The sequence below is a fragment of the Microbacterium sp. M4A5_1d genome, from assembly GCF_053345465.1.
Map to the genome: position 1 here is coordinate 555,189 of NZ_JBKFAD010000003.1, position 21,711 is coordinate 576,899.

The 21,711-nt window shown below is 70.6% G+C and carries 20 protein-coding genes; 14 read left to right on the top strand and 6 right to left on the bottom strand.

What is annotated here, in order from left to right; genetic code table 11:
* Nucleotides 1–9 precede the first annotated feature (9 nt).
* The gene (locus tag ACLBWJ_RS14525) at nt 10–1,302 is read right to left on the bottom strand and encodes a class I SAM-dependent RNA methyltransferase (protein WP_112617394.1); all 1,293 of its coding nucleotides are present in this window, start codon (nt 1,300–1,302) and stop codon (nt 10–12) included.
* A 44-nt stretch (nt 1,303–1,346) separates the two neighbouring features.
* Between ACLBWJ_RS14525 and ACLBWJ_RS14530 the strand changes: the two genes are divergently transcribed.
* The 3 genes from ACLBWJ_RS14530 to ACLBWJ_RS14540 all read left to right on the top strand — a co-directional run bounded on the left by ACLBWJ_RS14530 (nt 1,347) and on the right by ACLBWJ_RS14540 (nt 4,337).
* Nucleotides 1,347–2,003: a Maf family protein gene (locus tag ACLBWJ_RS14530; protein ID WP_274178907.1), complete on the top strand. Its 657-nt coding sequence runs from the start codon at nt 1,347–1,349 to the stop codon at nt 2,001–2,003.
* Between the two features lie 98 nt (nt 2,004–2,101).
* Complete coding sequence (locus tag ACLBWJ_RS14535; RefSeq protein WP_447660620.1) at nt 2,102–3,868, top strand: acetyl/propionyl/methylcrotonyl-CoA carboxylase subunit alpha; 1,767 nt, start codon at nt 2,102–2,104, stop codon at nt 3,866–3,868.
* A 16-nt stretch (nt 3,869–3,884) separates the two neighbouring features.
* Nucleotides 3,885–4,337, top strand: a complete 453-nt coding sequence (locus ACLBWJ_RS14540; RefSeq protein ID WP_447660621.1) for a hypothetical protein — start codon at nt 3,885–3,887, stop codon at nt 4,335–4,337.
* 109 nt (nt 4,338–4,446) lie between these two features.
* On the opposite strand, the gene ACLBWJ_RS14545 is transcribed toward ACLBWJ_RS14540, so the two are convergent.
* Nucleotides 4,447–5,910 carry an NAD(P)H-quinone dehydrogenase gene (locus tag ACLBWJ_RS14545; RefSeq protein ID WP_114588564.1) on the bottom strand — a complete coding sequence of 488 codons (1,464 nt, stop codon included), beginning with the start codon at nt 5,908–5,910 and terminating at the stop codon, nt 4,447–4,449.
* A 68-nt stretch (nt 5,911–5,978) separates the two neighbouring features.
* On the opposite strand from ACLBWJ_RS14545, the gene ACLBWJ_RS14550 reads away from it, so the two are divergent.
* The 3 genes from ACLBWJ_RS14550 (at nt 5,979) to ACLBWJ_RS14560 (ending at nt 9,259) form a co-directional block, all read left to right on the top strand.
* Nucleotides 5,979–6,812, top strand: coding sequence for a purine-nucleoside phosphorylase (locus tag ACLBWJ_RS14550; protein ID WP_112617398.1), 834 nt, complete (start codon nt 5,979–5,981; stop codon nt 6,810–6,812).
* An 80-nt stretch (nt 6,813–6,892) separates the two neighbouring features.
* Nucleotides 6,893–8,539 (top strand): phospho-sugar mutase, encoded by a 1,647-nt coding sequence (locus ACLBWJ_RS14555; RefSeq protein ID WP_447660669.1) that lies wholly within the window; start codon nt 6,893–6,895, stop codon nt 8,537–8,539.
* Between the two features lie 150 nt (nt 8,540–8,689).
* Complete coding sequence (locus ACLBWJ_RS14560; protein WP_274178911.1) at nt 8,690–9,259, top strand: GNAT family N-acetyltransferase; 570 nt, start codon at nt 8,690–8,692, stop codon at nt 9,257–9,259.
* Nucleotides 9,260–9,269: 10 nt separating this feature from the next.
* Here ACLBWJ_RS14560 and ACLBWJ_RS14565 read toward each other — a convergent pair whose 3' ends face one another.
* Nucleotides 9,270–11,189 carry a BglG family transcription antiterminator gene (locus ACLBWJ_RS14565; protein ID WP_112617400.1) on the bottom strand — a complete coding sequence of 640 codons (1,920 nt, stop codon included), beginning with the start codon at nt 11,187–11,189 and terminating at the stop codon, nt 9,270–9,272.
* 107 nt (nt 11,190–11,296) lie between these two features.
* On the opposite strand from ACLBWJ_RS14565, the gene ACLBWJ_RS14570 reads away from it, so the two are divergent.
* From ACLBWJ_RS14570 to ACLBWJ_RS14605, 8 genes are all read left to right on the top strand, one after another.
* Nucleotides 11,297–11,650 carry a PTS sugar transporter gene (locus ACLBWJ_RS14570; RefSeq protein WP_447660622.1) on the top strand — a complete coding sequence of 118 codons (354 nt, stop codon included), beginning with the start codon at nt 11,297–11,299 and terminating at the stop codon, nt 11,648–11,650.
* Nucleotides 11,647–11,919 carry an HPr family phosphocarrier protein gene (locus ACLBWJ_RS14575; protein WP_023955516.1) on the top strand — a complete coding sequence of 91 codons (273 nt, stop codon included), beginning with the start codon at nt 11,647–11,649 and terminating at the stop codon, nt 11,917–11,919. Before ACLBWJ_RS14570 ends, ACLBWJ_RS14575 begins: the two co-directional genes overlap by 4 nt.
* A 50-nt stretch (nt 11,920–11,969) precedes the next feature.
* Complete coding sequence (gene ptsP, locus ACLBWJ_RS14580) at nt 11,970–13,625, top strand: phosphoenolpyruvate--protein phosphotransferase (protein ID WP_112617402.1); 1,656 nt, start codon at nt 11,970–11,972, stop codon at nt 13,623–13,625.
* A 48-nt stretch (nt 13,626–13,673) separates the two neighbouring features.
* Complete coding sequence (locus tag ACLBWJ_RS14585) at nt 13,674–15,257, top strand: PTS mannitol transporter subunit IICB (RefSeq protein WP_447660623.1); 1,584 nt, start codon at nt 13,674–13,676, stop codon at nt 15,255–15,257.
* A gap of 86 nt (nt 15,258–15,343) precedes the next feature.
* Entirely contained in the window at nt 15,344–15,781 is a 438-nt protein-coding gene (locus ACLBWJ_RS14590; protein WP_023955519.1) for a PTS sugar transporter subunit IIA, read from the top strand.
* On the top strand, nt 15,778–16,944 hold the full coding sequence (locus ACLBWJ_RS14595; RefSeq protein ID WP_447660624.1) for a mannitol-1-phosphate 5-dehydrogenase: 1,167 nt from the start codon (nt 15,778–15,780) through the stop codon (nt 16,942–16,944). Before ACLBWJ_RS14590 ends, ACLBWJ_RS14595 begins: the two co-directional genes overlap by 4 nt.
* The gene (locus ACLBWJ_RS14600) at nt 16,941–17,741 is read left to right on the top strand and encodes an alpha/beta hydrolase (protein ID WP_447660625.1); all 801 of its coding nucleotides are present in this window, start codon (nt 16,941–16,943) and stop codon (nt 17,739–17,741) included. Before ACLBWJ_RS14595 ends, ACLBWJ_RS14600 begins: the two co-directional genes overlap by 4 nt.
* 198 nt (nt 17,742–17,939) lie before the next feature.
* Complete coding sequence (locus tag ACLBWJ_RS14605; RefSeq protein ID WP_274178916.1) at nt 17,940–18,743, top strand: endonuclease domain-containing protein; 804 nt, start codon at nt 17,940–17,942, stop codon at nt 18,741–18,743.
* An 88-nt stretch (nt 18,744–18,831) separates the two neighbouring features.
* Here the strand turns inward: ACLBWJ_RS14605 and ACLBWJ_RS14610 are convergent, their stop codons facing one another.
* Genes ACLBWJ_RS14610 through ACLBWJ_RS14620 form a run of 3 tightly spaced genes read right to left on the bottom strand, consistent with a single transcriptional unit; the run spans nt 18,832 to nt 21,711 of the window.
* Entirely contained in the window at nt 18,832–19,947 is a 1,116-nt protein-coding gene (locus tag ACLBWJ_RS14610) for an adenosine deaminase (protein ID WP_323986408.1), read from the bottom strand.
* Nucleotides 19,948–20,002: 55 nt separating this feature from the next.
* Nucleotides 20,003–21,313 carry a thymidine phosphorylase gene (locus tag ACLBWJ_RS14615; protein WP_323986410.1) on the bottom strand — a complete coding sequence of 437 codons (1,311 nt, stop codon included), beginning with the start codon at nt 21,311–21,313 and terminating at the stop codon, nt 20,003–20,005.
* On the bottom strand, nt 21,310–21,711 hold the full coding sequence (locus tag ACLBWJ_RS14620; protein WP_023955526.1) for a cytidine deaminase: 402 nt from the start codon (nt 21,709–21,711) through the stop codon (nt 21,310–21,312). The genes ACLBWJ_RS14615 and ACLBWJ_RS14620 overlap by 4 nt, the downstream gene beginning before the upstream one ends.

Consider the following 21,711-nt stretch of genomic DNA (forward strand, 5'->3'; position numbering starts at 1 on the left):
GGGCTCAGCCTAGGACAGGGGGCCCTCGTCGGTGAGTACCGCAACCGCCTCCATGTGGTGCGAATGGGGGAACAGGTCCAGGCCCTGCAACGACACCGGCGCGTAGCCGCCCGCGCGCAGCATGCCGAGATCGCGCGCGAGGGCGACCGGATCGCACGCGACGTAGACGAGGGTCGCAGGCCGAAGCCGCAGCAGCGAATCGACGACGTCTCGTCCCGCTCCCGACCGCGGCGGGTCGAGAACCGTCACCCCGGCGCGCAGCCGGGCGCGTTCGGCAGCCGATGCGGTCTCCTCGACCTGCGCCAGCCAGCGGTCGACCCGGCCGGTCTCGGCGCGGGCACCCACCCACTCGGCCAGGTTCTCCCCGGCGTGGTCGGTGGCGCGGGTGTCGGACTCGACGCTCGTGATGCGGGTGGCCGTGCCTCCCAGTTCGGCGACGGCGGCCGCGAGGAGACCGACCCCGCCGTACAGGTCGAGGTGCCATGCGTCGGGATCGACGGTGCGGCCGGCGGATCGCAGGCCGCTGTGGACCGCGTCGCGCAGCGCGACCGGCGCGAGCCGGTGGACCTGCCAGAACCCTCCGGCGTCGACGCGGAACTCCCGGTCGCCGACCCTCTCGATCACGGTTTCGCGCAGCGCCGGGTCGGCCGCCGGACGCGGACCGCCCCGACCTCGACGGCGGGGCGTCTCCGGGCGGGCCAGGGCTCGCACGCGCCCGTCGGAGGGCTGCACGAGGTCGAGGCGCCCGGGAGCGGCCGACCGGCCGCGGGCTACCGATTCGGCGATCGCCGGGGTGGCGAGCGGCAGGTCGTCGACCTCGACGACGCGGTGCGAGCGCGCGGCGAAGGGCCCGATGCGTCCATCCCCGTCGACGTGGAGGCTCACGCGCGTGCGCCATCCCGTGCCGTCCGGCGTCTCGTCGGCGCCGGCTGCCGCGACGACGACGTCGCTGTCGACACCGCCGAAGCGCTTCAGAGCGTCGCGGAGGACGCGCTGCTTGAGCTCGCGCTGGTGTTCGAGGTCGATGTGCCCGAAGTCGGCCCCGCCCGGGCGGTTCTCCGGCGCGGTGCCGATGTCGGCGGGCGACCAGACGTGCGGTCGCCGATGCCGCGAAGCCTCGAGCACTTCGAGCGCCTCGGCACGCCAGAACGACGACTTCGCGGTGTCGGTCAGCCGCGCGCGCACCCTCTCACCGGGGATCGCGTCGGGGACGAAGACGACGCGGCCTTCGTGTCGTGCGACGAAGACGCCGCCGTGGGCGACGTCGGTGACGTCGAGATCGAGGAGGTCGCCGGACTGCATCCCTCGATGCTCGCACACGCGCGCCCGCAGGTAGCGTGAACGGCATGCGCGTGTGCCTCGCCTCGACCTCCCCCGCCCGCCTCATGCTGCTGCGTCAGGCGGGCATCGAACCCGCGACCCGTGCCCCCGAGGTCGACGAGGAGGCCGTCGTCGCCGCCCTCGAGGCCGAGGAGGGTCGCGTGCTGCCGCCGGACGAGCACGTCCTGCTGCTGGCGCGACGCAAGGCGGCCGACGTGGTGGCGACGCTCGCGCGACTCGAACCCGACTTCGACGGCATCGTCATCGGGGGCGACTCGATGTTCGCCTTCGACGGCGATGTCCTCGGCAAGCCGCTCCGGCCCGACGTGGCGACCGCGAGGTGGGAGAGGATGCGCGGGGGCACAGGCATCCTCCACTCGGGGCACTCGGTGTTCCGCGTGCGCCCGGGGACCGTTGCGCAGGAGGCGTACGCCGTCGCGGATGCCGCGGTGACCTTCGCCGACGACATCACCGCCGACGAGATCGCGGCGTACGTCGGCACCGGCGAACCTCTGCAGGTGGCGGGAGCCTTCACTGTCGACAGCCTCGGCGGCCCCTTCATCACGCGGGTCGACGGCGATCCCTCCACGGTCGTCGGGATGTCCTTGTCGACGTTGCGCCGCCTCGTCCGTGAGCTCGGCGTGGCCTGGCCCGACCTCTGGACCACGCGGCTGACATCATGAACGGCGGGCCCGCTTCGTAGGCATCCACTCACGTTCGGCTGGTCACTTTGTGCGAGTGATCCAAAAGACGGGGCCGCGTGCTCGCTAGGCTGGCATTCATGCCTGAGATCGCCAAGGTCCTGATCGCGAACCGCGGCGAGATCGCCGTCCGTATCGTGCGCGCCGCCCGTGACAGCGGGAAGGCGTCCGTCGCCGTCTACGCCGACCAGGACCGCGACGCGCTCCACGCCCGCCTCGCCGACGAGGCGTACGCCCTCGAGGGGTCCACGAGCGCCGAGACCTACCTCTCCATCGAGAAGATCCTCTCCGTCGCGCGACGTTCCGGCGCCGACGCCGTGCACCCCGGCTACGGCTTCCTCGCGGAGAACGCCGAGTTCGCCCGCGCCGTCATCGGCGCGGGACTCACCTGGATCGGCCCCTCCCCCGAGGCCATCGAGGCTCTCGGCGACAAGGTCACCGCGCGGCACGTCGCCGAGAAGGTCGGCGCTCCGCTCGCGCCCGGTACCCCCGGGCCCGTCGACGGTGCCGACGAGGTCATCGCCTTCGCGAACGAGTACGGCCTGCCGATCGCCATCAAAGCCGCCTACGGCGGCGGCGGGCGTGGTCTGAAGGTCGCGCGCGAGCTCGACGAGGTCGCCGAGCTGTTCGAGTCGGCCACTCGTGAGGCGATCGCCGCGTTCGGCCGCGGCGAGTGCTTCGTCGAGAAGTACCTCGACAAGCCGCGCCATGTCGAGACGCAGTGCCTCGCCGACGCAGCCGGCAACGTGGTCGTCGTCTCCACGCGCGACTGCTCGCTGCAACGACGCCACCAGAAGCTCGTCGAAGAAGCGCCCGCGCCCTTCCTCACGGACGAGCAGAACGACATCCTCTACTCCGCCTCGAAGGCCATCCTGCGCGAGGTCGGCTATGTCGGGGCGGGAACCTGCGAGTTCCTCATCGGCGCCGACGGCACGATCTCGTTCCTCGAGGTCAACACGCGCCTCCAGGTCGAGCACCCCGTGTCCGAAGAGGTGACCGGGATCGACCTCGTCCGCGAGCAGTTCCGCATCGCCGAGGGCGGCACGCTGGACTACGACGATCCTGCACCGGTCGGACACTCGATCGAGTTCCGCATCAACGGCGAAGACCCGGGACGCAACTTCCTCCCGCAGCCCGGCCGCATCCACGTCTTCAAGACGTTCGGCGGTCCCGGCATCCGTCTCGATTCCGGTGTCACGGCCGGCGACTCGGTCTCTGGCGCGTTCGACTCGATGCTCGGAAAGATCATCGTCACGGGTCGCACCCGCGAGGAGGCACTCGAGCGCTCGCGCCGCGCGCTCGACGAGTTCGAGGTCGCCGGTATGCCCACCGTCCTGCCGTTCCACCGCCGCGTCGTGCGCGAGCCCGCCTTCACGGCGGAGAACGGCACATTCGGCGTGTTCACGCGGTGGATCGAGACCGAGTTCGTCAACGACATCCCGGCGTGGGACGGCGAGCTCGAGGCTCCCGCCGAGCCCAGCGGCCGCCACACGGTCGTCGTGGAGGTCGCCGGCAAGCGCCTCGAAGTGAGCCTCCCCGACCGGGTCGCCTCCCCTCCGGTCGCGGTGGGCCGCCCCGCCCAGGTGCCGCCCTCGCGGCGCTCGCACGCGGCCAACGCCAGCGCCGCGGCATCCGGCGACACCGTGAAGTCACCGATGCAGGCGACGATCGTCAAGGTCGCGGTCGAAGCCGGCCAGCAGGTCGTCAAGGGCGACCTCGTCGTGGTACTCGAGGCGATGAAGATGGAGCAGCCCATCCAGGCCCACAAGGACGGCGTCGTCGGCTCCATCGACGCGACGCCGGGCACCACCGTGGGCGCAGGTCACCCCCTGCTCACCATCTCCTGACCCCTAGGGTGGGGGCATGCGCCGCCCTGCACGTGTCATTCCCATCGTCTGCCTGCTGGGGCTCGCTCTCGGGCTGAGCGCCTGCGCTTCCGACACGGTCGACCTCGCGGCGGCCGACGGGTGGCTCGCCGCGGTCGCGGCCGAACAAGCCGGCGCGGATGTCGGCATCGGCACGACGAGCGGCCATACGATGCCGTTGGAGAACTCCGGCGACCGGAGCGCAGGGGTCATCCTGACGCTCGCCGAGCCGGCGCCGGCGAGTGTGGTCGAGGTGCGGTGCTTCGGCGGTCACACCGCGACGGTGTTCGTCGAGGCTTCGACGACGTCCGGCTCGCGTGGCGTGGAGACGAGCATCGACTGCGACGAGAAGCCGCACGCTCTCGAGCTCGTTGATGCCACCCGCACCACAGCCGTCAGGATTGCCGTCCGCGCCGAGCCGGAGACGCGCTACTACGCCGATGTGAGCTGACACGGCGCCGCATGACCGCGCGTGAGCGTCGGAGAGAGGCGCGTACATCGGAGCGATCGCCAGGATTACTCCGACTCCCGCGCGATTCTCCGACGCTCGTGCGCTCGGCTCAGGAGAGCGGGTCCTCGTCGCGCTGGACGAGGTGCATCGCGCGAGCGGCATCCGTGATGCTGCCCGTGAGCGAGGGGTACACCGCGAAGACCCGCGAGACCTGGTCGACCGTGAGACGGCGCTCGACGGCGATCGCGATCGGGTAGATGAGCTCCGAGGCGCGCGGCGCCACGATGACACCGCCGATGACGGTTCCCGAGCCCTCGCGCGCGATGATCTTCACGAAGCCGTCCTTGACGCCCATCATCTTGGCGCGCGGGTTCGCGGCGAGCGGGAGCTTGTGCACGTACCCGTTGACCAGGCCCGACTCGATGTCCTTCTGCTGCTGGCCCACCGTCGCGATCTCGGGCGCGGTGAAGATGTTCGCGGTGATGCGGCGACGCTCGAGCGGGATGACGGTGTCGCCGAGCGCGTGGAACACGGCCTGGCGCCCCTGCATGGCGGCGACCGAGGCGAGCGGCACGAACGTGGTGCAGTCACCCGCGGCGTAGATGTTCGGCACGGATGTGCGCGCGACGCGGTTGACCTGGATGTGGCCCGAATCCGTCAGCTGGACGCCCGCCTCTTCGAGACCGATGCCGGCGGTGTTGGGGATCGAGCCGACCGCCATGAGGCAGTGGCTCCCCTCGACCGTGCGCCCGTCCGAGAGGGTCGCCACGACGCCGTTCTCGGTGCGCTCGACCTTCTCGGCGCGAGACTTCGACAGCACCGTCATCCCGCCGCGCTTGAACACCTTCTCGATGACCGCGGCCGCGTCGACGTCCTCGCCCGGGAGCACCTGGTCGCGGCTGGAGATCAGCGTCACCTTCGCCCCGAGGTTCATGTAGGCCGAGGCGAACTCCGCTCCCGTCACACCGGATCCCACGACGATGAGGTGCTCGGGCAGCGACTTCATGTCGTAGAGCTGCGTCCAGGTGAGGATGCGCTCCCCGTCGGGCTTCGCACTGGGCAGTTCTCGCGGCGACGCCCCCACGGAGACGACGAGGGTGTCGGCTTCCACGCGGTCGAAGTCGGTGCCACCGGGACCTGTCGCCGCGATCAGGGCGTGCGTGCCGTCGAGGCGCCCGTGGCCGGAGATGATGCGCACGCCCGCTTCGACGAGCTGCGCGCGCATGTCGTCGGACTGCTGGCGAGCGAGAGAGAGCAGCCGGCGGTTGACGGCCGCGAGATTGATGGCGACCTCCGGCTTGAGCGGAGTGCCGGAGTCGGACCGCGCGAACAGCTGCACGCCCAGATCGGATGCCTCGCTGATGGCGACGGCCGCATCAGCCGTGGCGATCAGCGACTTCGAGGGGACGACGTCGGTGATGACGGCCGAGCCGCCCACGCCGGCGCGTTCGACCAGCGTCACCTCCGCACCCTGCTGGGCGGCGGCCAGGGCCGCCTCGTATCCGCCGGGGCCGCCGCCGAGGACGGCGACGCTTTGGGTGCGCTCGAAGCTGAGAGGCGACATGGTCTCCATTCTTCCTCAGCCGCGGAGTCGGTCGCGCACGCCTGCGTCCGGAGGGTCGCGAGTCTTAGAGTGGGGGGATGCTTGACTCCTCCGCGCACCCGCTCGACGATCCCGCTGTCGACCCGCTCGATGTGGCCCGCGAGGCTGCGGCCGACATCGCCCGTATCAGCGGCGTCGAGCGCCACGACATCGCGCTCACCCTCGGCAGCGGCTGGGGTCGCGCAGCCGAGCTCATCGGCGAGACCACGGCGACCATCCCCGCCACCGACGTCACCGGCTTCAGCAAACCCGCACTCGAGGGGCACGTCGGGACGCTGCGCAGCATCCTGACCCCCGAGGGCAAGCGCATCCTCGTCATCGGCGCCCGCACCCACTACTACGAGGGGCACGGCGTTCGCCGGGTCGTGCACAGCGTGCGCACCGCCGCCGCCACCGGCGCGAAGATCATGGTGCTGACCAACGGCGCGGGCGGCATCAAGCCGACGTGGCGGCCCGGCCAGCCGGTGCTCATCAGCGACCACCTGAACCTCACCGCCGACTCGCCCCTCGAGGGCGCGACGTTCGTCGACCTGACCGATCTGTACTCCTCGCGACTGCGCGACATCGCGCGCTCGATCGATCCCACGCTGGACGAGGGCGTGTACACGCAGTTCCGCGGCCCGCACTACGAGACGCCGGCCGAGGTGCGCATGGCTCGCACGCTCGGCGGCGACATCGTGGGCATGTCGACGGCGCTCGAGGCCATCGCGGCCCGCGAGGCCGGCATGGAGATCCTCGGGTTCTCGCTCATCACGAACCTCGCCGCCGGTATCCAGGAGACCCCGCTCAGCCACGCCGAGGTGATCGAGGCCGGGCGCGAGGCCGAGCCGGTGATCTCGGCGCTCCTCGCCCGCGTGATCGAGGCGCTGTGACCGGCGCGGACGAGCCGGTCACGGGCGTGAATGTCGACGCGACGACGCCGGCGGTTCCCTGGGACGCTGCGCGCGCCTGGATGGCCCAGGACCCCGACTCCGACACCCGCGATGAGCTGGCCGCCGTCATCGCCGCAGCCGAGTCAGGCGACGAAGCGGCCGCGGCCGACCTCGTCGACCGCTTCAGCACGCGCCTGGCCTTCGGCACCGCGGGACTCCGCGGCCGCCTCGGCGCCGGCAGCAACCGCATGAACCGCGTGCTCGTCACGCAAGCAGCCGCGGGGCTCGCGGCGTATCTGCTCGAGAAGGCCGGACCGGATGCTCCCCCCGTCGTCGTCATCGGCTACGACGGCCGCCGGGGCTCAGCGCGGTTCGCACGAGACTCGGCCGAGATCTTCGCGGGGGCGGGGCTGCGCGCCATCCTGCTGCCGCGGCTGCTCCCGACGCCGGTTCTCGCGTTCGCGGTGCGGCACCTGGGCGCCGACGCCGGTGTGATGGTCACGGCGAGCCACAACCCGCCCGACGACAACGGCTACAAGGTGTACCTCGGCGGGGCCGACGACGGCTCGCAGATCGTCCCGCCCGCCGACGGCGAGATCGCCGCGCACATCCAGCGGGTGGCGGACGCCGGCGACATCTCGGTCCTCCCCCGCTCCGAGCAGTACGAGACCGCCGACGACACCGTCGTCGAGGCGTACGTCGCCGCGACGGCGACCGTCGCCCCGGCGCCCGCGGGCGCGAACGGGATGCGCTGGGTCTACACCGCCATGCACGGTGTCGGAACCGAGACCATGCTGCGCATCCTCGACGCTGCGGGCTACCCGCACCCGGTCCCGGTCGCCGAGCAGGCCGAGCCGGACGGCCGATTCCCGACCGTCGCGTTCCCGAATCCCGAGGAACCGGGCGCGATGGACCTGGCACTCGAGACCGCCCGCGCGAACGACGCGGAGTTCATCCTCGCGAACGACCCCGACGCCGATCGCCTCGCCGTCGCCATTCCGGATGCCGCCGTCGAGGGCGGCTGGCGGCGACTGACCGGCAACCAGATCGGGCTGCTGCTCGGCTGGCGCGCGGCACGTCGAGCCGCGGAGGGCGGCGTCGCCGAGGGCGCGTCGCTGGCCTGCTCGCTCGTATCCTCGCCGGCGCTCCAGGTCGTCGCCGAGCGCCACGGCCTCGGCTTCCACGCCACCCTCACCGGCTTCAAGTGGATCTCGCGTGCCCCCGGACTCGTCTTCGGCTTCGAAGAGGCACTCGGCTATCTGGTGAACCCCGAGACCGTGAAGGACAAGGACGGCATCTCCGCCGCCATCGCGATCCTCGGCCTCGCCGCCGAGGCGCGCGAACAGGGTCGGACGCTGGGCGATCTCCTCGCCGAGTTCGACGCCGAGTTCGGCAGCTTCGCGAGCGGGCAGGTATCGGTCCGGGTCGACGATCTCGCGGTCATCGGACGCATCACCGCAGCGCTCCGCGCGGCACCGCCGACCCGCATCGGCGACGCGGCAGTCGTGTCGTTCGAGGATCTCGCCGCTCCGGTATCGGGTCCGCCGCTCGGCGACATCCTGCGCCTGTGGCTCGAGGGCGACGCCCGTATCCTCGTGCGCCCCAGCGGCACCGAGCCGAAGCTCAAGCTGTACCTCGATGTTCGCGGAGACTCGGCCGCCGACGCAGCATCCCGGCTCGCCGCGCTCGAGGCCGGCGTGCGCGAGCTGCTCGCGGCCATCGGCTGACACCCGCCCTCCGGCGCGCACGGTCCCGCGCTTCTGGCGATACATTCGTCGGACGCGCGGGGCCGATGTCGCCTCGAGCAACCCCGGACACCCCACCAGCACCACCCGTCCGACGTCTGTATCGCGTATCCGCGCCGCTAGGCTTCGGGAGTGCTGCTGACGCAACCTGTGGAGCTCGCTGACGACCACGTGAGACTCGTCCCGCTCGACCTCGACCACGCCGACGACCTCGCGCGAGCCACGGCCGGCCTCGAGTACGCCTGGTACACCTCGGTTCCCGCGTCCGTTCCCGCTGACATCGCGCAGCGTCTCGCCTGGCGCGACGAGGGCCACATGAACCCTTTCGCCGTGCTGCGCGACGATGTCGCGGTGGGGATGACGACGTTCTGCAACATCGACCAGCCCAACCGCCGCGTCGAGATCGGGCACACCTGGCTGTCGCCGTCGGCGCAGCGGACGGCGGTCAACACGGCCGCGAAGCGTCTGCTGCTCGGCCACGCGTTCGAGAGCTGCGACGCCATCGCGGTGGAGTTCCGCACGTCGTGGCACAACCGCCAGTCGCGCGCGGCGATCGAGCGTCTCGGCGCGAAGCAGGACGGTGTGCTCCGCAACCACCGGCTGGGCCCGCAGGGGACGCTCCGCGACACGGTCGTGTACTCCGTGCTCCCGCACGAGTGGCCTGCGGTGAAGCTGGGGCTCGAAGCACGACTCGCCCGCTGAGCGCGAGCGATCAGCCGTCGACGACCGCGACGAGCTCGTCGAGGAAGGCGCTGAAGGTGGTCCCCCGTCGCACGATGCGCTGCACGCTCTCGCGCTCGCTGAACACCTCGACCAGCTGCTCGAAGACCGTCTGGAACGCGGCGCGGTCCGACTCCGAGAAGGCGACCATCGCGACGACCTGCACCCGGCCGTCACCCCATGCGATCGAAGGGTCGGCGATCCCGAGCGAGATGGCCGTACGCGTCGCGGTCATCCCGATGGCGTGTGGGACGGCGAGCGCGTCGGTGAAGGCTGTGGACGAGAGCCGCTCGCGCTCGATCGTGCGCTCGATGTAGTCGTCGTCGATGACGCCTTGATCGACCAGCAGCGAGCCCAGCCGGCGGATCGCGGCCTCTTCTCCCCCGTCGCCGTCGAGCCCGCGGATGAACGCGGACGGATCGAAGTAGCGCTCCAGCTCGGCGCGCAAGCGCGTCAGGCGCCGGGCCCGGCGGAGCCGCGCGGCGGCGGTCTGCACCCGATCGATGTCGGCGTCGGTGAGGAAGGGCTGGATGTGGACGATCCGGTCGCTCATGACCGGAGGCGCGATGGTCGACAGGATGAGGTCGGTGTCGATGGAGGCCCAGTCCGGGTCGACGCGCGTCTCGACGCCCACCACGTCGAGTGCCTGTCCCAGCGAACGGTCGACGCTCGAGCGCAACAGCTCGTGCAGCTCGTAGTACCCGGGGCACACGATCGTCGCTGTCAGCGCCTGCGCCGAGAGCCGGCTGCGTTCGAGGCGCCCGCCGACGTGCATCGCGATGTAGGCGATCTCGTCGTCGAGGAGCGGGATGCCGAGGAGACCCCGCAGCGCGTCGGCGATGTACACGGCGACCTCGAAGATCATCGGATACGTCGTCTTCAGCGATCGTGTGAGCGGGTTGCGCGACCACGCCTGCTCGCGTGCCCGGTGCTTGAGGTTCTGCACGTGCAGCGACAGGCGCAGCACGAAGTCCTCCTGGTCGATGTCGACGAGGAACTCCGCGGCCGCCCGCCGCACGACGTCCCGGACGGCGGTCGCGACGTCCGGGTCGATGCGCTCGCGGATGAGCGCCGCCGGCTCGGTCGCACCGGGCGCCACGACGCGCGTGAGCACGAGGGCGGCGAGATGCTGACGGTCGCCCGACCCGAGCACGACGCCGAGGTGCCGGCGCGTGAGGCGGTCGAGGATGTCGCCGACCTCGGCGCGGAACGCGGCGTCGTCGGCCTCCGCCACTTCGAGAGCCCGACCCCGCGTGATCCGGTCGGCGGCGATGGCGATGTGCATGACGACATCCCCGATGCCGAACTCGTTGACGAAGTAGCCGAGCTCGGTCAGCTCGGTGACCAGGTCGTCCTTGAAGGGGCCGAAGGCGACCGCCCCGACGGACCGTTCGCCGAGAGTGCGACGGAGGCTGTCGAGGTCGAAGGAGCCGTCATCGGTCTCCTCGTGGGCGAGCCTGCTGAGCAGCCGTCGCTGGGCCATCTCGGTGCCGCGCAGCCGTGCCCGCGACGACGTGCGTTCCAGGCTGAGCTCGGTGCCGCCGAGCAGCCCGCGCACCCGGCTGAGATCGGCATCGATCGTGGCGGGGCTGACGAAGAAGGCCTCGGCCGTCTCGAAGACGTCGATTCCGTCCGGGGAATCGAGCAGCGCGCGCACCAGACGGTGCAGCCGGTCGCGCGGAGTGCCGGCGTCGCCCACATGCACCGCCGCGGCGCTCTCCGGCCCCGCGCGGTAGCCCTGCGGTCCGGACTCGACCACGACGCCATCCGGCACCCGGGCGTTCAGGGCCGTGACGTAGCTGCGGATCGAGCGCGGCGTGACCCCGATCGCATCCGCGAGCGCCGCTGCGGTCACCCAGTCGCCGTCGCGCGCGAGAATCGCGAGGACGCGGTCCTGCCGGCTCCTGGTCACGCTCCCATTCCATCATGGCCCGGCCGACCTTCCGCCCCTGCGGAAGCAGGAAGACCTTGTCGCCTCTCAGGGGTCTCACAACAATGGGGAGAGGAGGAGGCGGGTCGATGAGGATCCTGGTCGTATGCGGCGCGGGCGCGTCGAGTACTTTCGTCGCACAGCGGGTGCGCGATGCGGCGCAGACGCGTGGCCTGGACATCACCGCCACCGCCGGAACCGAGCAGTCACTGCCGATCGATCTCGACGCGGCGGACATCGTCCTCGTCGGCCCCCAGCTCATCCCGAAGCTGGACCGGATCACCGAGGCCGCGGCTGCCCGCGGAACGCGCGTCATCCTGATGCCCGCCGACATCTTCCGAGATCTCGACGGGAGCCGGACGCTCGCGCTGATCACCGCTCCGGCCACCACCACGACACGTTCCAGCACCGACATCCCTTCAACGGAGAGGACCCCCTCATGAGCGAGGCATCGCGTACCGTCCGCATCGGATCGTCCAACGGGCTCCACGCCCGTCCCGCGAAGCTGTTCGCCCAGGCGGTCAAGCAGTCGGGTGCCAACGTCACGATCGCGAAGGGCTCGGGCTCTCCCGTGAACGCCGCGAGCATCCTCGGAGTCATCGCGCTCGGCGTCGAGTACGGCGATTACGTCACCCTCACGGCCGACGGCGACAGCGCCGAGAGCGTCCTGGACGAACTCGCCGACCTGCTCGCCACCGATCACGACGAGTGACCACGAACGACCATCGATACGAACACGGACGATACGAAGGAGATCGAGCAATGAGTGAGCTTCGCGGAGTGGGCATCGGCCTGGGAGTCGCGCAGGGACCGATCGCACGGATGGCGGAGCCGCTTCCCGCGCCGAAGGACGAGAAGTCGGAGCTGTCGCTCGACGAGGAGACGGCGCGCGTGAAGGATGCCGTCGCCGCTGTCGCGCGCGAGCTCGAACAGCGTGGCGCACAGGCGGGCGGCGCCGCCCGCGACGTGCTCGAAGCGCAGGCCATGATGGCCGAGGACCCGAGCCTCGAGGCCGAGGTCTCGACCCGCCTGCAGGCCGGCAAGACCGGCGAGTTCGCCGTGTACGACGCCTTCGCCTCGTTCCGCGACCAGCTGTCCGCGATGGGCGGCTATCTCGGCGAGCGCGCCGCCGACCTCGACGACGTCGCGCAGCGCGTCATCGCTCACCTCCGCGGCGTCCCCGCACCGGGTGTCCCCGAGCCGGGCCACCCCTTCGTGCTGGTCGCCAAGGACCTCGCCCCCGCCGACACCGCGCTGCTCGACCTCGACATGGTCCTGGCGCTGGTGACCTCCGAGGGCGGGCCCACCTCGCACACCGCGATCCTCGCCCGCGAGAAGTCGATCGTCGCCGTCGTCGGCGTCACGGACGCCGCCAGCCTCTCCGAGGGCGAGACGGTCATCGTCGACGCCGCGAAGGGCGTCGTCACGACCGACCCGAGCGAGGACGAGCTCGCACAGGCGCAGAACCGTGCCGACGAGCGCAAGTCGGCGGCATCCGCCCCGATCACCCCCGGCGCGCTCGCCGACGGCACCGCCATCCCGCTGCTGGCGAACCTCGGCAAGCCCGAGGGCGCGGCACAGGCCGTCGAGCTGGGCGCCGAGGGCGTCGGCCTCTTCCGCACCGAGTTCCTCTTCCTCAGCTCGTCGCAGGCGCCCACCGTCGCCCAGCAGCGCGAGGCCTACACGAAGCTGCTGCAGGCGTTCCCGGGCCAGAAGGTCGTCGTCCGCGCGCTGGATGCCGGCGCCGACAAGCCGCTCGCGTTCCTCAACGACGCGCACGAGGAGAACCCGGCGCTCGGCCTCCGCGGTCTCCGCGCCCTGCGCGCCAGCGAGGACATCCTGCGCGAACAGCTCACCGCGCTCGCCGAGGCGGATGCCGCGACCGAGGCCGACCTGTGGGTCATGGCGCCGATGGTCTCGACCGTCGAGGAGACCGAGTACTTCGTCGGCATCGCCCGCGAGTACGGCATCAAGACCGCGGGTGTCATGGTCGAGGTGCCGTCGTCGGCGCTGCTCGCTGACCACGTCCTCAAGGTCGCCGACTTCGCCTCGATCGGCACCAACGACCTCACCCAGTACACGCTCGCCGCCGACCGCCTGCTCGGTTCGGTGTCGTCGTTCCAGGACCCCTGGCACCCGGCTGTGCTGCGTCTCATCCATGAGACCGGCAAGGCGGGCCAGGCCAACGGCAAGCCCGTGGGCATCTGCGGCGAGGCCGCAGCTGACCCGCTGCTGGCCGTCGTGCTCGTGGGCCTCGGCGCCACGAGCCTGTCGATGGCGCCCACCGCGCTCGCCGACGTTCGCGCCACCCTGCTCAACCACACCCTCGACGACGCCCGCCGCATCGCCGAGGCCGCCCTGACCGCGACCGACGCGGCCTCGGCACGTGCCGCCGCCCAGACCGCCGCCGGCATCTGATCAGCACCAGCACCCGCACCACACACTGCACCAGAAGGAGAACCAGAAATGACAACGACGTCAACACCACCCGCGGGAGGTGGGGTCCGGGTCCGCGTCCAGCGCTTCGGAACCTTCCTCTCGGGAATGGTCATGCCCAACATCGCGGCCTTCATCGCATGGGGTCTGATCACCGCTCTGTTCATCGACACGGGATGGGTCGGACAGGACGGGCCGATCGAGGCCTGGCAGTGGGCCGACTCCCGCATGCTCGGCGGCGGGGTCACCCCTGACGGCACCGAGTGGACCGGCCTTGTCGGTCCCATCATCACCTACCTGCTGCCCACCCTGATCGCCTACACCGGTGGCCGCATGGTCTTCGGTGTCCGCGGCGGTGTCGTCGGCGCCGTCGCGGCGATGGGCGTCATCGTGGGCGCCTCGGGGACCATCATGTTCCTCGGCGCGATGGTCGCCGGTCCCCTGACCGCCCTGGCACTCAAGTGGATCGAGAAGCTGTGGGCGGGCAAGGTCCGCGCCGGATTCGAGATGCTCGTCGACAACTTCAGCGCCGGGTTCGTCGCATTCTTCGCCGCGCTCGCAGCCTTCTTCTGGCTCGCCCCGGTGATGAAGTTCGTCACCGACGTGCTCGGTGGCGCCGTCGGCTTCCTCGTCGACCGCGGCCTGATCCCGCTGGCGAGCATCATCGTCGAGCCCGCGAAGGTTCTGTTCCTCAACAACGCCATCAACCACGGCGTGTTCACCCCGCTCGGAACCCAGGAGTCGCTCGAGACCGGGAAGAGCCTGCTCTTCCTCGTCGAGGCGAACCCCGGCCCGGGTGCCGGCCTCCTGCTCGCGATCTCCGTCTTCGGGGTCGGCATCGCGCGCGGTACCGCACCGGGTGCGTTCATCATCCAGTTCTTCGGAGGCATCCACGAGGTGTACTTCCCGTACGTGCTGGCGAAGCCCCTCCTGATCGCCGCGCTCATCGCCGGCGGCGCCAGTGGTGTTGCCACGAACGCCATCTTCAACTCCGGCCTGGTCGCCGCGGCCTCGCCGGGATCCATCTTCGCGGTGCTCATCCAGACCGCCCCGGGCAGCCACCTCGGCGTCATCCTCTCGGTGATCATCTCGGCCGGTGTGACGTTCGCGGTCTCGGCGGCGATCCTGCTGGCGAGCCGCAAGCGCGACCTCGCTCGCGAGCAGGCCGGTGAGGGCACCTTCGAGGACGCGATCGCACGCACCGAGGCCAACAAGGGCAAGAGCTCGGAGGCCCTGTCGGGTCTGCGCGCATCGGGTGCTGCCGCCGCCACCGGTGCAGCAGCCGAGACCGGCGCCGCCACCGCGACGGCGACGAAGCCGATCCAGTCGGTCGTGTTCGCTTGCGACGCCGGCATGGGCTCGTCCGCGATGGGCGCGAGCGTCCTGCGCAACAAGTTCAAGAAGGCCGGCATCGAGGACGTCACGGTCGTCAACAAGGCGATCGCGAACCTCGACGGCACCGCCGACCTGGTCATCACGCAGCAGCAGCTGACCGACCGCGCCAAGGCGCAGAACCCCGACGCGGTTCACGTGTCGGTGGACAACTTCATGAACTCGCCGAAGTACGACGAGGTCGTGGAGATGGTCCGCAAGCAGCACGACGCCGACGCGTAGGCTCGAAACCCAGACCCGGGGCCGGGGCGGTCCATCCGCCCCGGCCCCGCGTCATCCCCCAGCAACATCATTCGAAGGAGACAGACATGGCACGTGAGGTCCTGAACATCGGTCAGATCCGCATCCACTCCGGAAGCGCCACCCGCGAAGAGGCGATGAAGGAGGCCGCTGACCTGCTCGAGTCCGCAGGTGCCGTGACCTCCGCGTACTTCGACGCCATGCAGCAGCGCGAGCAGACCGTGTCGACGTACATGGGCAACGAGCTCGCCATCCCCCACGGCACCAACGAGACCAAGGACGCGATCCTCGACTCGGCGCTGTCGTTCGTCCGCTACGACGGCGGTGTCGACTGGGGCGGGGAGCCGGTCTCGTTCGTCGTCGGCATCGCCGGCAAGGGCGACGAGCACCTCGACATCCTGTCTCAGATCGCCCTCCTCTTCTCCGAGGAGGACGACGTCGCTCGCCTGAAGGCCGCGCAGACCCCCGATGAGCTCTACGCCCTGCTCGCTTCGGTGAACCAGTGAGCACCGCGGTCCACTTCGGAGCCGGCAACATCGGCCGCGGCTTCGTCGGCCTCCTCTTGAACGAAGGCGGCTACGAGCTCGTCTTCTCCGACGTCGCCGCTCCCCTGGTCGACGCCATCAACGCCGCCTCCGAGTACACCGTCCACGAGGTCGGCGAGGGCGGTGTCGACCGCACCGTCACCGGTTTCCGTGCGCTCAACAGCGCGGCGGACCCGCAGGCCGTCGCGGATGCCGTCGCGACCGCGGACGTCGTCACGACCGCGGTGGGTCCGACCGTTCTGAAGTTCATCGCGCCCCACATCCTCGCCGGCCTCGCCCTGCGCGACCCGGCCGCGGCACCGCTGGCCGTGATGGCGTGCGAGAACGCGATCGGTGCGACCGACCTGCTGCGCGACGAGATCCGCGCCCAGGCGGGCGACGCGTGGGAGGCCGTCTCGGGCCGAGCGATCTTCGCCAACACCGCCGTCGACCGCATCGTGCCCGCGCAGCCCGCCGGTGCCGGCGTCGACGTCACGGTCGAGCCGTTCTACGAGTGGGCGATCGAGTCCGGCCCGTTCGGCGGCGAACTGCCGAACATTCCCGGTGCGCACTTCGTCGAGGACCTCGAGCCGTACATCGAGCGCAAGCTCTTCACGGTCAACACCGGTCATGCCACGACCGCGTACTTCGGCGCGCAGGCCGGCACCCCGACCGTGGCCGAAGCCCTCGCCGTGCCGGAGATCGCCGCGAGCGTCTCGGCCGCGCTCGAAGAGACCTCGGCGCTCCTCGTCCACAAGCACGGTCTCGACGCCGGCGAGCTCGCGGACTACCGCGCCACGATCCTGCGGCGCTTCGCCAATCCCGAGCTGCCCGACACCGTCGGACGTGTGGGGCGTCAGCCACTGCGCAAGCTCTCCCGGCACGAGCGCTTCGTCGGCCCGGCCGCGGAAGCAGCCGAGGCCGGCCTGTCGGTCGATGCGCTGGTCGCGGCGATCGGTGCCGCCCTCGCGTTCGACGACCCGGAGGACCCGCAGTCCGTCGAGCTGCAGCAGCGCCTGCGTGCCGAGGACGCGGCATCCTTCACGGCATCCGTTACCGGACTCGAGCCCTCGCACCCGCTGTACCCGCGGGTCGAGCGCGCCGTCTCCGAACGTCAGGCGGCGATCGGCTCCGACGCTCGATGAGCGACGCGGCAGCGGTGCGGGCGACGGGTGACGAGCCCGCTCGCCCGCATCGTCGCTCGCGACGGCGTCGGATCGTCCTCGTCGTCGTTCTGTCGGTCGTCGGGATCGTCGTGGCCGCGGTGATCGGCATGCTGGTCTGGAGCCAGGTCGGAGTCATGGACGCCGAGGCCGGGCCGCTCGACGCCGTCCGCGCCGACGAGCGCATCGTCATGTCGGAGGCAGGCGGCAGTCTCGTGCTCGAACCGGCTGCGGGACCGGCAGAGGTCGGACTCGTCTTCGTGCCGGGTGCGAAGGTGCAGGCCGAGGCATACGCCGCGATCCTGGCCGATGTCGTCGCCGACGACGACGTCAGCGTGGTGATCACCCGGCCGTGGCTGAACCTCGCCTTCTTCGACCCTCGCCCGCTCTCGTCGTTCACCGACCTCGTCCCCGGTGTGGACACCTGGCTGGTCGGTGGGCATTCGCTCGGCGGCGTACGGGCCTGTCAGCTGGCCGCGGATGCCGACGGGCTCGTCCTGTTCGCGTCGTACTGCGCGACCGATCTGTCGGCGTCGGGGCTGCCGGTGCTCAGCCTGTCCGGCTCGGAGGACGGCCTGACGACCCCTCAGAAGGTCGACGACAACCGCCACCTCCTCCCCGCGGATACGACCTTCGTCGAGATCGACGGCGCCAGCCACGCATCCTTCGGCGATTACGGCCCGCAGGCCGGCGACGGCACCCCCACCATCTCCGATCCCGACATGCGCGCCGAGGTTGCTGCGGCTCTGTCGGACCTCGTGGCCTCTCTCCCCCGCTGACCCGGTGGCCCGGGCGGCATAACTCCTCAGATGTGGGCGCCGAAGACGCCCGAGACTGCAGCGGGTCCTGCGGAGGTTGAAAAACTGAGGAGTTGATGCCGGGGCAGCGGATCCTCCCCCGAGCTGATTCCGGGGCCTGCTGTCCACAGCAGCGCACTACGCCCCCCGCAGGAGGCACGGAGTTCGCATACTGCCGGAGTGCTGCCGACGGATTGGAAGAGCGCGACAGACCTCGGTCTCCGCCGTTCAGAGATCGACCGCGCGCTCGCGGAGGGAACGCTGGTCCGTGTCCGCCGCGGCCGTTACCTTCCCGCCTCGACTCATCACGATCTCCTGGCGGCGGCGCGTCTGGGCTGCCGTCTCGACTGCGTGTCGCTGCTGAAAGCTGTCGGCGTGTTCGTCCTGGATCGACACTCTTTGCATGTGAACGCCCGCGTCGGGTCCAGCAGGCTTCCGGCGGCGCCCGACGGCGTCATCCGGCACTGGCGAATCGATGACGACCCGCCGACTTCGGTTGCCGCCGATCTCGTGTCGGCCCTTGCGCAGGCCTGCCGCTGCCAAGATCCGCGCGCAGCGGTCGCCACTCTCGACAACGCCTGGCACCAGCGCATGATCGACGCGGAGGACATCGAGGATGTCTTTCAGAGATTGCCGCGCCGCTACCGACGCCTCCGTCCACTGCTCGACCCCTCAGCAGAATCTGGTTCCGAGTCGCTCCTCCGCCTCATTCTCCGGTCGATCGGGTGCCGCTTCGAGAGCCAGGTCGTCATCCCCGGGGTAGGCCGCGTCGACTTCCTCGTCGAGGGGTGGCTGATCATCGAATGCGACAGCGAGGCCCACCACTCGGGCTGGGATGCCCAGAAGCGCGACAAGCGACGAGATCTCGCAGCCGCGACCCAAGGGTACATGACCATTCGTCCGCTCGCCGAGGACATCTTCCACCACCGCGACCGGCTGGCGCACCAGCTCCGAGCTGTGGTGTCGAACCGTCCGGCGCGCTAACTCCTCAGATCCAGCTTCAGGGCCTCGGTGGAACGCGCAAACTCCGCGCAATCGGCACAAATCTGAGGAGTTGGGTCCCAGTTCGGGGTCAGGCTCCGAAGCCCTCGGCGATGACCTCGATCAGCTCCTCGCGCTCCTCGACCGAGAGGAAAGCACCGGCGGCGGCGTTCAGCTGGAAGGCCTGGAGGTCGTCGAGGTCGTAGTCGAAGGTCTGCGCCAGAGTCGCGAGTTCTCGCGTGAGCGAGGTGCGGCTCTGCGTGCGGTTGTCGACGTTCACGGTGACCGAGAAGCCCAGCTGGTACAGCAGGTCGAAGGGGTGGTCCTCCCACTGCGTGCCCCATCCGGCGATGGCTCCGGTCTGCAGGTTGGACGAGGGCGACAGCTCGAGCGGGATCTCGCGGTCGCGCACCCACCGGGCGAGGTCGCCGAACTGGACGAGCACCTCTTCGCCCTCACGCGAGACGACGTTGAGGTCCGACGCGATGCGCACGCCGTGACCGAGGCGCAGCGCCCGGCCGTCGATGAGCGCCGATCGGATCGAGTCGAGTCCCGCAGCCTCGCCCGCGTGCACCGTCACCGGGAAGAACTCCGAGGCGAGGTAGTCGAACGCCTCGCGGTGCTGTGCGGGGAGGAAGCCGTCCTCGGGTCCCGCGATGTCGAAGCCGAAGACTCCGCGACCGCGGTTGTCGACCGCCAGACGCGCGATCTCGAGCGAGCGGTCGGCCTGACGCATCGCCGAGAGGATCTGACCGACGCGGATGTCGTGACCCTTCGCCTCGGCGGCATCCTCGCCCTCCTCGATGCCCTCCTGCACGGCGTCGACGGTCTCCTGGAGCGACAGTCCGCCGCGCAGGTGCTGTTCGGGCGCCCACCGCACCTCGCCGTAGACCACGCCGTCGGCGGCGAGGTCGGTGACGAACTCGCGCGCGATGCGGCGCAGTCCCTCGCCGGTCTGCATGACCCCGAGCGTGACCTCGAAGGTCTTGATGTAGTCGACGAGCGAACCCGAGTCGCTCTGCTCCTCGAACCAGTCGGCGAGGTCGTCGGGGTCGGTCTCGGGCACGTCGAGCCCGAGTTCGTCCGCCAGTTCGACGATGGTCGCGGGGCGGACACCGCCGTCGAGGTGGTCGTGCAGCGACACCTTCGGCAGCGACCGGACGGAAACGCCCTGCAGTTTGACGTCGGCGTGCTGTTCGATCGGCATGACGGGCTCCTCCGGAAGAAACGGGCGGGTGGACGGACGGGGTGTGCCGGCGGGCTCAGGCTGTGATGCGCTCGAGGACGAGCGGCCCCGCAGGCGGGGCGTCGTCGTCGATCTCCCACGCGCCGTGCAGCGCGTCGAGAGCGCGGTCGAACCGCGCACCATCATCGGCCAGCAGGGTGAAAAGCGGCTGACCGGCTGCCACCTCGTCGCCCGGCTTGACGTGCAGGTCGATGCCCGCGGCGTGGATGACGGGGTCCTGGGCACGCGCACGGCCGGCACCGAGACGCCAGGCGGCGATGCCGAAGGGCAGCGCCTCAAGGCGAGAGACGACGCCGGCCGTCGGCGCGGTGATCGTGTGCGTCTCGCGGGGCGTCGGGAGTGCGGCATCCGGGTCGCCGCCCTGCGCCTGGATCATGCGGCGCCAGACGTCCATGGCCCGGCCGTCGGCGAGGGCGGCCTCCACGTCGGCGTCGGGCTGGCCCGCGAGCGCGAGCATCTCGCGCGCGAGCGCGACGGTCAGTTCGACGATGTCGGCGGGGCCGCCGCCGGCGAGCACCTCGACCGATTCGCGGACCTCGTTCGCGTTTCCGATCGCGAGACCGAGCGGGGCGTTCATGTCGGTGAGCAGCGCGGTCGTCGCGACCCCCGAGTCTGCGCCGAGCGCGACCATCGTGCGGGCGAGCTCGCGAGCCTTGTCGACGTCCTTCATGAAGGCGCCGGAGCCGAACTTCACATCGAGCACGAGCGACTCGGTGCCCTCAGCGATCTTCTTCGACATGATGCTCGAGGCGATGAGCGGAATCGCCTCGACCGTGCCGGTGACGTCGCGGAGCGCGTACAGCCGCTTGTCGGCGGGCGCGAGGCCCGATCCCGCAGCGCAGATCACGGCGCCGACGTCGCGAAGCTGCGCGAACATCTCGTCGTTCGACAGCGCGGCACGCCAGCCGGGGATGGACTCGAGCTTGTCGAGCGTGCCGCCGGTGTGGCCGAGGCCGCGGCCCGACAGCTGCGGCACGGCGACGCCGAACGCGGCGACGAGCGGCGCGAGCGGCAGAGTGATCTTGTCGCCGACACCGCCGGTGGAGTGCTTGTCGACCGTGCGCTTGCCGAGACCGGCGAAGCTCATGCGCTCGCCCGAAGCGATCATCGCGTCGGTCATGACGCGGATCTCGTCGCGCTGCATCCCATTGAGCAGCACGGCCATCGCGAAAGCCGCCATCTGCGAGTCGGCGACGTACTCGCGCGTGTACGCGTCGATCATCCAGCGGAGCGCGTCCTCAGGGACGGCACCCCCGTCACGCTTGGTGCGGATGACGTCTACGGCGTCGAACGCCTCGACAGCGGATGCGGTGGACTCGGCGCTCATCGGGCGGCCTCCTCGAGGTCGCGGGGCCCGAACGCATCGGGCAGCACCTCGTCGATCGTGCGGATGCCCGAGACGGTCTCGAGCAGCATTCCGGGCAGGGCGAACTCGTTCAGCAGCTGGCGGCACCGACCGCACGGCATGATCGTCTGCCCGTCGTTGTTGACGCACACGAAGGCGACGAGCTGTCCGCCGCCCGACATGTGCAGGTCGCCGACGAGGGCGCACTCGGCGCACAGCCCGACGCCGTACGACGCGTTCTCGACGTTGCATCCCGAGACGATGCGTCCGTCGCTGACGAGCGCTGCCGCGCCCACCCGGTAGCGCGAGTACGGCGCGTAGGCGCGCGTCATGGCTTCGGTCGCGACGGCGCGCAGCTCGTCCCAATCGATGTCTGTCAC